The sequence below is a fragment of the Paenibacillus apiarius genome, assembly GCF_017052585.1.
Lineage (GTDB): Bacteria > Bacillota > Bacilli > Paenibacillales > Paenibacillaceae > Paenibacillus_B > Paenibacillus_B apiarius.
In genome coordinates, this window is the sequence record NZ_JAFFHZ010000001.1 from 5,301,881 (window position 1) to 5,316,055 (window position 14,175).

Here is a 14,175-nt window from a genome sequence, read left to right on the forward strand (position 1 = left end):
GCTGGTTCCTGTGCGGGAGCCGGCTATTATTTTTATATGATAAAAGCGTTGCTGCCAAAGTGAAAACTTGCTGTACGAGTTGCCATCATGTATGTAAGTAATGCGAGCAATCTAAGAGCCGAGGGATGCATATTCCATACGGCTCTTCATCTGCTCCAGTCTGCCGTTCACCATTCAACCTGCGGTGGCAGATCCCGGTTCTATTTGAACCAGCTCATCGTGACAGGCGATACGTGCGTCTCTATCAAGCTCGCAACGGTAAACAATGCGATCATCAAGCCAAGCAGCGCCGCAATGGCGCGGCCTTCCTTCTTCCATGATACAGCCTGCTTGGTGCGCACGTAACGAATGAGCCAGCTTATGGGCTTCAAGCCTATGGAACAGGCCAATAGGATGGCCGGCAGCTCGAAGATGCCGTGGGGCGCCAACGCCGCGATGATCTCCGCCGCAGAATAATGCGAGGCTGCCAACATGACGAGGTAGCCCAGCATGAAGCCGTTGAACAGCGTTAACAGCATAGCCGGAACGGACAATAGTATCCCGCTTCCTGCGATGAGCAGCCCTGCTCCGATATTGTTCAACGCAATCTGGTGCCATTCGTAATCGAACCCGGTCACAAGATTCGCTTTATCTACATGGATCTGGTTCCCAATCAACAGACTGAGCGCAATGCCTCCGAATAACCATAGGGCGGCTGCCAAGAAAAGCTTCTTCTCTTCTTGCCAAACCGCTTTCCAAAATGTCAGCAAATCAATCCCTCCCTCCGCTGTCCTGATCGAATCTAGTACATCATATGAAGGAAAGCGTGCCTGCGTGCTAGATTCGGACACAGAGAAGTCTGCCCGAGCTAGCGTGCGCCGATGCGGCAGGGAGAGGCGCACCCGATAACGGATGCGCCTCGTGCTTGTACAATTTCAGCGTTACAGCACAACGGCGATGTTGCTCAAGCCAGCGTCGACAAGGAACAGAATCAGATCTTTGACAGGTTCGAGGGCTGGAGGCACTACGCCGTTAAGGATTCCTTCCAGAACTGTCTGAGCCTCTGCAAGGTCGATTCCCAAAATAGAAGCGATTTTAAATACTGCCATGATATCACCTCCTCTTGTCTTGCTGGGATTACTATATTTCGGATTTGTCCTTTTGGTTCGTGAAAATCTGAAAATCAAACGAAGTTCCATAGTTTCATAGATTCGAATATCTCAAAGGAAGGCGAGGCATAGCAGTGATTAAACAATGTTTAAAACTATGTTTAATTGAATATTATCACTTCGTAAATGTAAAATCAATCCTTTAGCTTGGGCTCTTGCGTGTATTTGGGACACTTTCATTCCAACCGGCTGGTTTCATGTATAATTGAAATAGATTTCATGCCGATGTTAGGGGAGTAGCTATATGATCATCGTCAGTTCGTGCTTGGCAGGGATTGAATGCCGGTATAACGGCACACACAGCCTGCGCAAGGAAATACAACAGCTAGTCGAGCAAAATAAAGCCGTCATCGTATGCCCGGAACTGCTTGGAGGATTCTCGACACCGCGGGAGCCTGCCGAAATCGTCGGCGGAACGGGAGAAGATGTTCTCGACGGAGCAAGTAAAATTGTCGAGCGTTCGGGCAGCGACGTGACGGAGTTGTATGTAAAGGGCGCCTATAAGACGCTGGAGATGGCGAACGATATGAAGGCCGCCATGATCGTGCTGAAGGAATACAGCCCTTCCTGCGGCAGCCGCATGGTATATGACGGGAGTTTCTCTAATCAGCGCATTCCTGGTGAAGGCGTTACGGCTGCGCTGCTGCGCAGGCATGGCTATACGGTGGTGTCGGAAACGGAGTTCGAAGAAATGTTGAAGAACAAGGACCTTTAGAGGAGGCAAAATGCATTTGTACAGTTATTGTTGCGGAAACCTGGCGGTTTTGGCCTTTGAAATGAAATTGTGCAGTTCAAATCCAAGATGTTGCCATTATTTGTGAGCTTCCGTGAAAATGAACTGCACTTTTGAAGTCAAGCATCCTAAATGGCGAGTGATAGGGCTAGGCAGATGTATAACTGCAGTTGGATCGTGTGTTGCTAAGGCGGTTTCCTCTCAAGTTGCTCTTTGTTGGAAGATAGGGTGATTCCTGACATGTTATACGATCTTAAAGACAAGTTCTCTCTTGGGAATTTGTCTTTTTTGTTATATGACTGGCTAATATAGTCTAAAGACGAGTTATCATATCGGAATAATTTAAAAAAGTATTGTATAGCGCTGTAAACCGTGATATCATCTGAAACAATAATCGTTCACACCGGCCGCGCAAGCCACTCGAACAACGGAGTGAAGGCAGTTGTATAACGAGCTTCAAGGGGGATGTACCGTATGAAAAAGACAGCTTTAACCTTACTGTTAGCAACGCTTGTAGTCGCATTAGCCGCCTGCGGCGGCAAGAGCGGGAATGCGAAGACTGGAGCAGGCGAATCGGCTGCGACATCGGGAGCCGCTTCGGCAGAAGCCGCAAATTTATTGGAAGAAATCAAAGCAAACGGCAAAATTCGAATCGGTACAGAAGGCACCTACCCTCCGTTTACGTATCATGACGAAGGCGGCAAGCTGACAGGCTTCGATGTTGAGATTGCCCAAGAGGTCGCAAAGCGTTTAGGCGTGACACCGGAGTTCCACGAAGCGAAGTGGGACGGCATGTTCGCCGGACTGGATGCAAAACGCTTCGATATCGTGGTGAATCAAGTGGCGATTCGTGACGATCGCAAAGAGAAATACGATTTCTCTGATCCGTACAGTGTCTCTAAAGCGGTATTGATGGTTCACGAGGACAATCATGACGTGAAGAAATTTGCCGATATGGAAGGAAAAAAAGCCGGACAATCGCTCACGTCCAACTTGACCGAACTAGCGAAAGAGAACGGCGCGGAAATTGTGCAGACCGATGGCTTTAACCAAGCGATTGAATTGCTCGTATCGAAACGTATCGATGTGACGGTTAACGACGGCCTATCCTACCTGGATTTCAAAAAACACCGCCCGAAGGCGAAAGTGAAGGTTGTCGATGAGCATCCGGACGCTTCCAGAAGCGGGATCCTGATTCGCAAAGGAAATCAAGAATTTGTCGATGCAATCAACAAGGCGTTGGCAGATATGCAGGCTGATGGCACATACTTGAAAATATCGCAAAAATATTTTAATGCCGATATTTCGAAGTAGCCGGGTGATAGCTGGTGGATAAATATATAGATCTGTTTATAGATTCGCTATGGCCGCTGCTTAAAGCCGGGTTGTTGTTCGCAGTCCCGCTTACGCTCATTTCATTCGTCATTGGTCTTGCGCTTGCTTTGTTAACGGCCTTAGTCCGGTTGTCGAATGTGAAGCCCTTCGTTTGGATAGCCAGATTTTACGTATGGGTTATTCGGGGGACGCCGCTGCTCGTGCAGTTATTTATTATTTTCTATGGTTTGCCGAGTCTTGGCATTACGATTGGAGCGTTCCCGGCCGCGGTTATCGGGTTCTCATTGAGCGTCGGTGCGTACAATTCGGAAGTAATCCGCGCCGCCATTCAGTCGATCCCGCAAGGACAGTGGGAAGCCGCGGACTCGCTTGGCATGACGCGCACCCAGATTTTGCGCCGTATCATCTTGCCGCAAGCGGCAAGAGTGTCCGTACCGCCGTTATCGAATTCGTTCATCAGCTTGGTGAAGGATACGTCGCTTGCCGCGACGATTACGGTGACTGAAATGTTTCAGCGCGCGCAGCAGATAGCGGCGTCCACATACGAGCATATGCTTATTTACTGCGAAGTAGCGCTGGTATATTTGTTTTTCAGCACGATATTGTCGGCGCTGCAAGTGCGTGTAGAGAAATATTTTGAACGTTACGTTGTTCGATAGGAGAAGCCGAATGATCGAAATTAGAAATGTGAGTAAAAATTTCGGAAACGTATCGGTCTTGAAAGATATTAGTTTACGTGTAGAGAAAGGCGAAGCGGTCGTCATTATCGGGCCTTCGGGATCAGGGAAAACAACGCTTCTCCGCTGTCTGAACCTGCTTGAGCAGCCAACGAGTGGCAAGATTCGCATTGGCGGCGCCCAGCTTCATTTCCAAGCAGGACAATCGTTCAAACGACAATCCTTGATGGAGCTGCGCTTGCACACCGGGATGGTGTTTCAATCGCATCATTTGTTCCCGCATATGACTGCGCTGCACAATGTGATGGAGGGACTCGTCACGGTGCAACGGCGAACGAAGTCGGAAGCGCGTGCGACAGCGCTCAAGTTATTGGACAAGGTCGGGCTATCCGATAAGGCGGACTCGTATCCGTACCAGTTGTCCGGCGGTCAACAGCAGCGGGTCGGCATCGCGCGGGCGCTGGCGATGGGGCCGGACGTGCTGCTGTTCGATGAGCCGACCTCCGCGCTCGACCCGGAAATCGTAGGCGAAGTGCTCAAAGTTATGGCGGAGTTGAAACAAGAAGGGATGACGATGGTCGTCGTCACGCACGAAATGCAGTTCGCGCGCAGTATCTCCGACCGGGTCGTCTTCATGGATCAAGGTGTTGTGGTCGAGGAAGGCACGCCGGAGCAAATATTCGATTATCCGGCGCAGGAGAGGACGAAGCAGTTTTTGAATCGGTTGAACTGGGTATGGCAATGAATATGCAAAACTAAACTCATTTCATAGCTTGATAATAATAATCATTACTGCTATAATATAAAAAAAAGAAGAAGGAACCGGCTAGAGTTCCTTCTTTAAAAAAGGCTTATTTCACTTCAAATGTTTGGCAGTCCGTTTCAAGAGCGTTAGTTGCTTTGTTCTTGTTCTCATTGATAGCAATGAGAATCGAAGCTGCTGTGCACTTGTTCTGGTCAGCCCAGAAACGGCAAGAATTGACTTCACACAGTACATCTTTGGCCATAATAGAACATCTCCTTTTTGATGGCAACACAAAAAGGAACCTGGTTGTTTAAGGTCGCTCTTAAACAACAGTAAATAAATCAACCTCTTTGAATAAAAGAGGTTTTTTGCGTTGCCGATAGTTTTCATGTCTAATTATAGCAAGCGCACAGAATTTTAGCAATCTTTAAAAATCAATTTAAAAAATCAATAGGATTTCAATCTCCGCGCCACGCAATCTGAATCATGGGGAGAGTGGGCAAAGGGACAAAACGGCACTCGGTTTCCGCAGCGAGTGCCATTGGAAATGTACAGTCAAATGTGTTTTTTTGGGAGCAGTGCTGCTGTATCTTCGGATAGATGCTGAGCGGTGAAAATCAACCTGGGGTAGGACTACATTCCGTGCACTCCTGCAAAAGCATGGATCATTCCCTCGTTTTGCGTAACTCCTTTGTATGAGAGGGAATGTTTTTTGCGTTGCAGATCCATTTGTTGTTGGAATCTCACAATGTAAATGTCCAATTCCTGGCTTAATTGGACGATATCCTCATCCGTAAGACACTTGCCATATAACGTTGCACTCAATAGCTGATTGCGCTTGTCCTCGATTTTTTGCAACAATTCATCTTCCGAGCGCATCTGCTTGTTTTCTTTGGGGCCGTGCTTATGTATCAAAAAAGCAATCACCTCCCAAAAAGGGGTTGGATGGAATGGATTATCCCATCTCTAAATCTAGTGTAAACCCTGTTGACGACTTTTGGGGGAAAAAGGAATAAAACAACAAAAATTACAAAAAAAAGAACGCTATTTTTCGTAGCGTTCCATGGGAATTTATGTCATATTATCGAAAGATGAAGAAAACAACTTGTCCGGTGCTAACGGACTTGCCACGAAGGTTCCCCGCCTGTAAACATGACTGCTTGCCCCGTCTTACCCTCTTCGTTGGTTGTGACAGGTGCCGCGAAAAGCAATACAGCAACCGCCAAAATGGATAAATGAATACGAATCCCTTTCATGCTAATCTACCTCCCCTAGTTAGGTTTGCTCAGCATAGAATACATGCTGTTCATTTTTTGGAGAACATCTTTATATAATTCGATGCTCCCATTCTCTATAGCTGTGTTAGTAATGAAGCCCAAGCATTCAAATGCCTGGGTATGCATACTCAGCTCCATATATTCACAGGCACTTTTTATGTAGCATTCAAAAGCAACTGCCGTTGCTTGCCTATGCATCAAATAATCACCCTTGAGCCTATAGAAATACGCATAGATGTATCTCTTAAACGGTGTTCTAATATTGACTTGTGAAATTCTTTCCTCGAAGCAGAGCAGGTTTTCAATTCCAGAATAATCTTTCTTCTCAAGATACAATTCAAACAGTGTTGTAACGATATAAATAATATTGAAGTCGGAAGAGTGCTCAAGAAAGCTTTCGAGCTGGGCAACTGCCAAATCCGTATTTCCAGTCTTTCCGTTTATGGATCCCGTCATGAACCTGACGTTTTCGGCTACATTGGGGAATGAGAACTTGCTGTATTCCTCCAAATAATATTTGGCACGTGTATAGTCACCTAAGTAGTAGTATGAATTGCATAAGGCAAAAAAAGCTTCCGCTTTAAAGCAACTGTCTCTATTGTCATTGCGAATCACATGTTCGCATAATTCAGAGCATTCTTTATACTGCCTTAACACATAGGCATGTACGCCAAGCTTATAGTAAAGCAGTATCTTTTCTTCGTGAGATAGGAAATTATCGTATTGAATGATGTTTTTTCCCGTATGATAGGTAGAATCGAGCTTGCTAAAGTCATCGCGATCCATTAAGTACTTATGTAAAATTCCTTTGGCAAAATACGTTTGGATACCGTGGTTTCGGGAGAAATCAATGATATGATTCAGCAAGGCCAGCTTCATTTCAGAGTCCGTGGTGTTAATTGCCGTTTGAAATAATTGCTCGATAAGGTCATAGCTGTCCTTGTGAGGGGATTCAAGGAACCGAAGCGCAACTTTGGCGGCAAGCGAAATATTAGCTAGTCGAATAGCTTCCATCAACATATCATGCAATACGTCAGGGCGCTGCTCCACATCAATATAGTGGCTCACGTATACTTCGTATGGTATACCAAGCACGTCGGCCAGCAATTGAACGGTTCTTAATTCCGGACGCTTGGTTTCACCACGTTCGATTCTGGATATCCCAGCCTTATCGACTCCTGATTGATGCGCCAATTGGCTCAGCGATAAATTCGCTTCTTCTCTATGCTGTCGGATAAGGTCGCCGATGGTTGTGTGCAGCAGCACATTCAGGTTTGATTCCATACCATCACCTTCCGATTAATATAAAAAGTTCGTTTGTTTCCCTAATATTACCATTAAAGATTGGGGATGTAAATACTTGTTATGGAAAAACTCTCGCAATTTGGAGATATTTTGTGTTGAACCATGTCGGGTGAAACCGGCGTTGGAAACTGCCGCCTTTGCCTTGAACCGCCGCTTGTCTTTCACCCGGAGAAAGCATGTCCGTTCCAACCTTTGCTTCACTCTCCCTTTCATTCAGAAGCAGTACAAGCGCTCTCTTGCTGTTTATAAGTGCAAAGTTGTCGGGCTTCCGGATGAGGAGGCAGGAAGCTGCCGTTCTGTCTCCAGCCTCAGGTCGTTGGGTATTGGTTAAGCGCTGGAAAAGACGCCGGCGCTCATGTTGTTTGGAGTTGCCGTCCAGACAAACTTATTATGTAGAGTAAGGGCGGAAGGAATAAGGCCTCTTATTTTATTGCTAAAATTTTTAGCACGAGTTTGTATAAGAAATGACCCGAGTATATACATTGTTAGCTGCAAATGATGTAGGCTACAATAGTCTTGAGCGAATGAATGAGAATGAGAATCATTATATCTAAATATGCTCTCTGTTCGCTACATTTACAGCATGCATGGGAGTGGATCGGTTTATGGGAAGGTCACGTCGGATGATGGCCATTTGGATGGCCGCATTGCTTATGATGATGATGGGTCTGACTGGTTGCGGAGCGCAAGGGGAGCCGGTTGGACAAGCGGCACAGCAGGAAAACAAAGGGAAGGTGCAGCAAAGCGCGGGCAAGCCGTCCGCAGGAACAAAGGCAAGCGACCAGCACTCAACCGACACTCGGATAGTGAAAGATGCGTTCGGCGAAGTGGAGGTTCCGGTCAATCCGCAGCGTGTGGCGGCTCTTTACTTGGAGGACTATGTCGTCGCATTGGGCCACAAGCCAGTCGTGCAATGGTACACGCATACGTGGGGCACGCAGGAGTATCTTAAGCTGGACGTGCCGTTGTTCGATATGGATGGCAGCATTGAGGCCATGTTGGAGGTAAACCCTGATTTGATTATCCTTCCTGGAGATCCGGATGCGGCCAAGTATGAGAAGTATTCCAAAATTGCGCCGACGTACTGGCTGCCGGGCGATGTCAATCAAAATATGCGGAAAACGCTTGAAACGATTGGCGATTTGCTCGGCGCCCCCGAGAAAGCCAAGGAAGTTCTGGCACAGTACGAACAAAAAGCGGAGGAAGCCAAAGCAACGCTGCAAAAAGCGGTTGGTGAAGAAACCGTAGCCGTAATACGGCAAAGCGGCAAAGATAAATCATTGGCTCTGTTTAGCGCCAATAAAGGCTTTATCGGTCCAACCTTGTATACGGATCTTGGCCTGGCGCCACATAAGCTAGCTGCAGACATGACAGATTATCATGCCAAGTTGTCGCTCGAGATCATCCCCGAGCTCGATGCGGATCATATTTTTATTTTCCCTTCGAACGGGGACTGGACGACGGATTATAATGTGGAGGCAATCAATGAATTAGAGAGCAATCCATTGTGGAAGAACCTTCCGGCCGTGAAAAACGGACATGTCTATAAGGTAGAACGTTCTCACTGGCAGACAACGGCAGTAACGGCAAAAATGATGCAGATCGATGATGTCGTCAAGATGCTTGTGAAGTAACGTGATTCGGTACTGGCAGTAATAAGGAAACCGATAGGGAAAGCTTTTCAACCGATGTTGGAGAGCTTTCTTTTCGTTTTATATTTATTGCGGGCCATTGAATGCTATTGATTATTTTTATGGTTTTGATTAAACTATGAATATAATTAAATTAAAATAATTCTAATTTAGAATTTTGCGATAAAGGACAACTTGGGAGGTGTAGACAACTATGACGATGACAGAGCGACTTGAAAAGATTAATCAGCAATTGATCAACAAAAATTACAAGCTGACCTCTCAGCGTGAAGCGGTAGTTCGAGTGTTGCTGGAGCACGAAAGCGATCATTTGAGCGCCGAGGAAGTATTCATGCTGGTGAAGGATAAATATCCCGAAATCGGACTTGCAACCGTGTATCGATCATTGGAGCTATTGTCCGAGCTTCATATCGTAGAGAAGATGAATTTCGGCGACGGAGTGGTTCGCTTCGACCTGCGCGGAGATGACCATGAACATATGCATCATCATATGATTTGCTCGGAGTGCGGAGCGGTGGAAGAGATTCAGGATGACTGGCTGTTGGAGCTCGAAGAGCGAATCGAACGCGAATTCGGTTTTAAAGTAACGGACCATCGTCTTGATTTCATAGGCAGATATCATACCTGCAAAAATAACGTCTGCAAAAAATCATCCGCGAAGAAATGTCAGGCCGTATCCTAACGATTCAACAGGGTACTGGATTTGGCGATGCCACTGGAGTTTTTCTCCAGTGGTTTTTTTTGCGTAAAGATATATTCCGGCTAACCGCAACGTATTCCGCCTACTGGTAGAAGCTCGAATCATCTGCATTGTATGATGAAGCGACCGATACTAGAAAAGGGGAATGGAAAGAACATGAGAGAAAGAAAAGTGTTTACGTTATTAGTTGTCGTGTCCATGTTATGGAGCATAGTCGGATGTGCCGGAACTGACTCGGGCCATGCAGTCAAGGAAGGGGAGACGAAGCCGATCTCAACGGATGAAAGGGACAGTGCGACCGCTTCGGCGTTTCCGCGGACAATCAAACATTTGAAGGGCGAGACCGTTATTGAAGCGCGACCGCTTAAAATCGCGACGCCCTATATCTCATTTGTCGATTATATGGCCGTTTTGGACGAATATCCGATTGCGGCGCAAGGAGTCGAAACCATTATGCACAATTTCCCAAGTCTAAGCAAGCGCGTGGCGGGGAAAGAAATGTTGGATCTCGGCATGGAGGTTAATCGCCCCGACCGTCATCTTCCCGCAAGCGGGAGATTGGCGGAAGACGCTGGAGCAAATTGCCGAGGTGATGGGCAAAGAGGAAAAGGCGAAAAGCGTGCTTGCCGAATTTGACCGCAAATCCGCTGAATATAAAGAAAAGCTTGCGTTTCGCAGTAAGGAGTCCGTCATGTTTGTCATGTACAGAGGAAAGGAACAGTTTGTGACCTGGAACGACGGCCGCTTCGATCCTTTCTACAAGGGACTCGGACTTAAGCCGGTGGATGGTGCTGATGCGGATGGGCAATTGTCGCTGGAAAGCTTGGCTGCGTTGAATCCCGATCATCTCTTTGTCATTAACAATTGGCAGAGTCCGATTCAAGGTGGCGTCAAGGAGGCCTTTAAGGATAGCAAGGTGTGGAACAGCATGAATGCAGTGATTCAAAACCGCGTGTACTTCTTGGAAGATCCTTCGCTGCCCGGACCGATGGCGCTTGCCAAAATCGACGGCATCGAAGAAATCATGAATGCAATGGGGAAATAGGGTGATGGCACGGTCAAAATCATTGTCATTTATGATCCGGCTGGCAGGCAAGCAGCGCGGCAAGCTCATATGGTCATGCCTGTGCTCTGCGGCCAGCGCCGTATTTGCGCTAATCCCTTTTATCATCGTATATCGGATGGCGGAAGGGCTTCTCCATCCACCCGTTGATGCGGCAGTGATCCAGCAGCTCATTCTGATTGCGTGCATAGCTGTATTGCTGCGCTTCGCCCTGATGGGGGCTTCGACGATGCTTGCGCATGCCGCTGCGTTTCATGTGCTGTACGACTTGCGTGTTCGTCTGATCGAGAAGCTGGGGAAGCTGCCGCTCGGTTTTTTTGGCGGGCAGAACTCCGGACGGCTCAACAAAGTGATTGCCGACGATGTCGAGCGCATCGAATCGTTCATCGTGCATCATCTGCCGGATTTGACGGCGTCAATCGTTGCGCCGCTTCTGACGGCAGCCTACTTGTTCGCTGTCGATTGGCGTCTGGCAATCGCTTCGCTGCTGCCGTTGCCCGCCGCGTTCGCCATACAGGGGCTCATGTCAGCCAGAGGGCGCAGAAGCGATGATATGCAACGAATGCACGACCTGTCGGAAGCGATGAACGGCGCCATTGTCGAATTCGTGCATGCCATGCCAGTCATCAAGTCGTACAATCAAACGGTGCATTCGTTCGCCCGCTATCGCCATTCGGTAGAGAGCTACGCGAGCTTATGGACGGAAATCGCACGCAAGAAAACGCTGCTTTATACGTTGTTTCAGCTGTTATTGGAATCGGGGCTGCTGTTCATTATGCCTGCCGGCGTCTGGTTGTGCGGGCAAGGCTCGATCACATTCCCGGTTCTGCTGCTGTTCCTGCTGCTTGGCGTCGGACTGACGGCGCCGCTTAGGCAAATATCAACATTGGGCCATATGATGCAGAACAATCTGGAAGGCGTCCGCCGGATAGAGGCGGTGCTGTCCGAAGAGGAGCAATCCGCCCCTTCGCCTGCTGAGGTCAACAGGCCGCAACGGTTTCAGATTGAATTCCGCCAGGTTCGATTCGCCTATGGAGAGCGGGAGGTGCTGAAAGGAATCGATCTGACGGCTGAGGATGGCACGGTTACCGCTTTTGTCGGTCCGTCCGGTGCGGGGAAGTCTACGGCTGCTCAGTTGATCGCCCGTTTCTTCGACCCTGCGGCTGGAGAAATTCGCTTGGGAGGCTTCGATCTCCGTTCCATACCGCCGGAGCATCTGATGGACCTCATATCATTTGTCTTTCAGGATGTTCCCATCGTCAGCGACACCGTAGCGGCCAATTTGCGGATGGGCAAGGAGGAAGCCAGCGAGCGCGAAATGATCCGCGCCGCGCAAGCGGCCCAAGCGCATGAGTTCATCACCGCGCTGCCGGAAGGCTACCATACGCAAATTGGCGAAGGCGGCGTTCCACTAAGCGGAGGAGAGCGGCAGCGTCTTGCCATCGCCCGCGCCATTTTGAAGAACGCGCCAGTCTTGATTTTGGATGAAGCCTTCGCTTTTGCTGATGCGGAGAACGAGGCCAAGATTCAGGATGCGTTAAGCAGGCTGATGCATGGGAAGACAGTTGTCGTAATCGCGCACCGGCTATCTACGATTATGGACGCGGACCGCATCGTCGTGTTTGACGGCGGGCGAGCAGCCGGAATAGGAACGCATGAAGAGCTGCTTCACAGTTGTCCATTGTATGCGGGGATGTGGCGAGCTCACCGGGATGCCGGGGAATGGTCGCTGGAAGGAAAGGAGGAGTCCGATGTTTAACACCATCCGCTTTATAACGGGACGCTCCGAAGGGCTGTTATCACGGGCGACTCTGTATACGGTGCTGGAAATGATTGCGAACGCCGCTCCCGCCGGTCTATTGTTTGCCGTACTGGCATCCCTGGTTCAGGGGCAGGCATCGCCAGAACAGATTTTGTGGTGGACGCTCATACTAATTGGTTTGTTCGCCATACAAGCCTTGTTCTCCAGTCTCGGCCAGATCGAAGCGCAGAGCAAAGGCGCTTCGATTATGAAGGATGTGCGTCTGCGGCTGGGCGAGCATTTGCGGAAGCTGCCGATGGGGTTCTTCGCCCGCCGGGATCAAGGAGACATCAGCCACACGCTGCTGGCCAATGTAGATGAAGTGGAAATGATACTGACCCATTTGTTCAATCAGGTCATCGGCTCAATCATCCTGCCCGTCGTCAGCGCGGCGTTCCTGCTGGTCGTCGATTGGCGGCTGGCGATTGCCGTACTCGTATCCGTGCCGCTGGCGCTGCCTCTCCTGTATTGGTCCCAGAGTCTGATGAACCGGCGGAGCAAGCAGCGGCAGGAAGCCGCTGCCGCCGTGCATGCACGGTTGCTCGAATACGTGCAGACGATTCGGTTAATCAAAGCCAACAATCAGACGGGACAGCGCTTCTCACGGCTGGATAACGCCATGGCCCGGCTGCGGGACGACAGCATTCGGGTGGAGGCGATGACGTCTCCGGTTGTCATGCTGTTCTCCATCGTCTTGGAGCTTGGATTTGTGTTTCTGCTGCTGGCCGGTTGTTATTTGCTGGAAGGGGGCGTGCTGGATACGGCTTCCTTCCTCATCTTCTTGGTCGTCAGCATGAAGTTCTATCAGCCGCTGCGGTCGGCTGGCGCGGCTTTGACACAGATGCGTTATATGGCTTCGGCGGGAGATCGCATACGCGGCATATTTGCCGAAGCTCCACTGGCAGAGCCTGAACGGCCGCAACTCCCCGTTTCCTTCGAGATCGAGTTTTGCGATGTGCGTTTTCGGTATGGGGAGAAGGAAGTTTTGCAAGGGATTGATTTCAGAGTGCCGGAGCGCGATCTGGTTGCCCTCGTGGGCCCGTCAGGCGCAGGCAAATCGACAATAGCAGGCTTGGTGTCGAGGTTCTGGGATGTAGCGGGCGGAGCCGTGCGAATCGGGGGCGTCGATGTGAGAGACATGCGCAGCGAAGTACTGCTCGCTATGGTCAGCACCGTACAGCAGCAGCCTTACCTATTCAATGAAACGATCGCAAGCAATATTCGGATGGGGCAGCCGGGAGCATCACATGAAGAGGTGGTGAAAGCGGCTAAGGCGGCGCACTGCCACGAGTTCATTGAACAGCTGCCGCAAGGCTACGATACGGTGGCAGGAGAGGGAGGAGCGGCGCTGTCCGGAGGGGAGAAGCAGCGCATATCCATCGCCCGGGCCATCCTGAAGAATGCGCCGATCGTCATCCTTGACGAAGCGACCGCTTCGCTCGATCCGGAAAACGAGGCGTACCTGCAGCAGGCTATAGCCAAGCTGGCTTACGATAAGACAGTGCTTGTTATCGCCCATCGTCTGAAGACAATCCGCTGCGCAGACCGGATCTTGGTCGTGGATCAAGGCCGAATTGCGGAAGCAGGCAAGCATGAGGAGCTGCTGGCAAAAGGCGGCTTGTACAGCAGGCTGTGGCAGGAGCAACAGCGGCTTGGGGGATGGAGAATCAAGGGTGGAAGAATCTCATAGAACCGCTTCTGAGAGCTTTTCAACCACGGTTGAAAAGCTCTCTTTTTAT

General features: G+C 49.4%; 16 protein-coding genes. 10 read left to right on the plus strand and 6 right to left on the minus strand.

Annotation, left to right across the window (positions count from 1 at the left end; genetic code table 11):
- Positions 1–200 precede the first annotated feature (200 nt).
- Positions 201–749 carry a stage II sporulation protein M gene (locus tag JSQ80_RS23460; RefSeq protein ID WP_206096902.1) on the minus strand — a complete coding sequence of 183 codons (549 nt, stop codon included), beginning with the start codon at positions 747–749 and terminating at the stop codon, positions 201–203.
- A 171-nt stretch (positions 750–920) separates the two neighbouring features.
- Complete coding sequence (locus JSQ80_RS23465) at positions 921–1,088, minus strand: hypothetical protein (protein ID WP_206096903.1); 168 nt, start codon at positions 1,086–1,088, stop codon at positions 921–923.
- A 304-nt stretch (positions 1,089–1,392) separates the two neighbouring features.
- Between JSQ80_RS23465 and JSQ80_RS23470 the strand changes: the two genes are divergently transcribed.
- The 4 genes from JSQ80_RS23470 to JSQ80_RS23485 all read left to right on the plus strand — a co-directional run bounded on the left by JSQ80_RS23470 (position 1,393) and on the right by JSQ80_RS23485 (position 4,638).
- Positions 1,393–1,863, plus strand: coding sequence for a 2-thiouracil desulfurase family protein (locus tag JSQ80_RS23470; RefSeq protein ID WP_206096904.1), 471 nt, complete (start codon positions 1,393–1,395; stop codon positions 1,861–1,863).
- 492 nt (positions 1,864–2,355) lie between these two features.
- The gene (locus JSQ80_RS23475) at positions 2,356–3,195 is read left to right on the plus strand and encodes an amino acid ABC transporter substrate-binding protein (protein WP_206096905.1); all 840 of its coding nucleotides are present in this window, start codon (positions 2,356–2,358) and stop codon (positions 3,193–3,195) included.
- 14 nt (positions 3,196–3,209) lie between these two features.
- Complete coding sequence (locus JSQ80_RS23480; RefSeq protein WP_206096906.1) at positions 3,210–3,875, plus strand: ABC transporter permease subunit; 666 nt, start codon at positions 3,210–3,212, stop codon at positions 3,873–3,875.
- 10 nt (positions 3,876–3,885) lie between these two features.
- Positions 3,886–4,638: an amino acid ABC transporter ATP-binding protein gene (locus JSQ80_RS23485; RefSeq protein WP_206096907.1), complete on the plus strand. Its 753-nt coding sequence runs from the start codon at positions 3,886–3,888 to the stop codon at positions 4,636–4,638.
- 106 nt (positions 4,639–4,744) lie between these two features.
- Here the strand turns inward: JSQ80_RS23485 and JSQ80_RS23490 are convergent, their stop codons facing one another.
- From JSQ80_RS23490 to JSQ80_RS23505, 4 genes are all read right to left on the minus strand, one after another.
- On the minus strand, positions 4,745–4,900 hold the full coding sequence (locus JSQ80_RS23490; RefSeq protein WP_206096908.1) for a DUF1540 domain-containing protein: 156 nt from the start codon (positions 4,898–4,900) through the stop codon (positions 4,745–4,747).
- Between the two features lie 371 nt (positions 4,901–5,271).
- The gene (locus JSQ80_RS23495) at positions 5,272–5,553 is read right to left on the minus strand and encodes an aspartyl-phosphate phosphatase Spo0E family protein (RefSeq protein ID WP_240463785.1); all 282 of its coding nucleotides are present in this window, start codon (positions 5,551–5,553) and stop codon (positions 5,272–5,274) included.
- A 200-nt stretch (positions 5,554–5,753) separates the two neighbouring features.
- On the minus strand, positions 5,754–5,894 hold the full coding sequence (locus JSQ80_RS23500; protein ID WP_206096909.1) for a hypothetical protein: 141 nt from the start codon (positions 5,892–5,894) through the stop codon (positions 5,754–5,756).
- A 15-nt stretch (positions 5,895–5,909) separates the two neighbouring features.
- Positions 5,910–7,199 (minus strand): helix-turn-helix domain-containing protein, encoded by a 1,290-nt coding sequence (locus JSQ80_RS23505; RefSeq protein WP_206096910.1) that lies wholly within the window; start codon positions 7,197–7,199, stop codon positions 5,910–5,912.
- A gap of 626 nt (positions 7,200–7,825) precedes the next feature.
- Here JSQ80_RS23505 and JSQ80_RS23510 point away from each other — a divergent pair.
- The 6 genes from JSQ80_RS23510 (at position 7,826) to JSQ80_RS23530 (ending at position 14,126) form a co-directional block, all read left to right on the plus strand.
- The gene (locus tag JSQ80_RS23510; protein WP_206096911.1) at positions 7,826–8,854 is read left to right on the plus strand and encodes an ABC transporter substrate-binding protein; all 1,029 of its coding nucleotides are present in this window, start codon (positions 7,826–7,828) and stop codon (positions 8,852–8,854) included.
- Positions 8,855–9,065: 211 nt separating this feature from the next.
- Positions 9,066–9,554 (plus strand): ferric iron uptake transcriptional regulator, encoded by a 489-nt coding sequence (gene fur / locus JSQ80_RS23515; RefSeq protein WP_272491151.1) that lies wholly within the window; start codon positions 9,066–9,068, stop codon positions 9,552–9,554.
- A 174-nt stretch (positions 9,555–9,728) separates the two neighbouring features.
- Positions 9,729–10,208 (plus strand): ABC transporter substrate-binding protein, encoded by a 480-nt coding sequence (locus tag JSQ80_RS29840; RefSeq protein WP_336245811.1) that lies wholly within the window; start codon positions 9,729–9,731, stop codon positions 10,206–10,208.
- Complete coding sequence (locus tag JSQ80_RS29845; RefSeq protein ID WP_336245854.1) at positions 10,153–10,617, plus strand: ABC transporter substrate-binding protein; 465 nt, start codon at positions 10,153–10,155, stop codon at positions 10,615–10,617. Before JSQ80_RS29840 ends, JSQ80_RS29845 begins: the two co-directional genes overlap by 56 nt.
- A gap of 4 nt (positions 10,618–10,621) precedes the next feature.
- Positions 10,622–12,394: an ABC transporter ATP-binding protein gene (locus tag JSQ80_RS23525; protein ID WP_206096912.1), complete on the plus strand. Its 1,773-nt coding sequence runs from the start codon at positions 10,622–10,624 to the stop codon at positions 12,392–12,394.
- Positions 12,387–14,126 carry an ABC transporter ATP-binding protein gene (locus JSQ80_RS23530; RefSeq protein ID WP_206096913.1) on the plus strand — a complete coding sequence of 580 codons (1,740 nt, stop codon included), beginning with the start codon at positions 12,387–12,389 and terminating at the stop codon, positions 14,124–14,126. Before JSQ80_RS23525 ends, JSQ80_RS23530 begins: the two co-directional genes overlap by 8 nt.
- Positions 14,127–14,175: the final 49 nt, after the last annotated feature.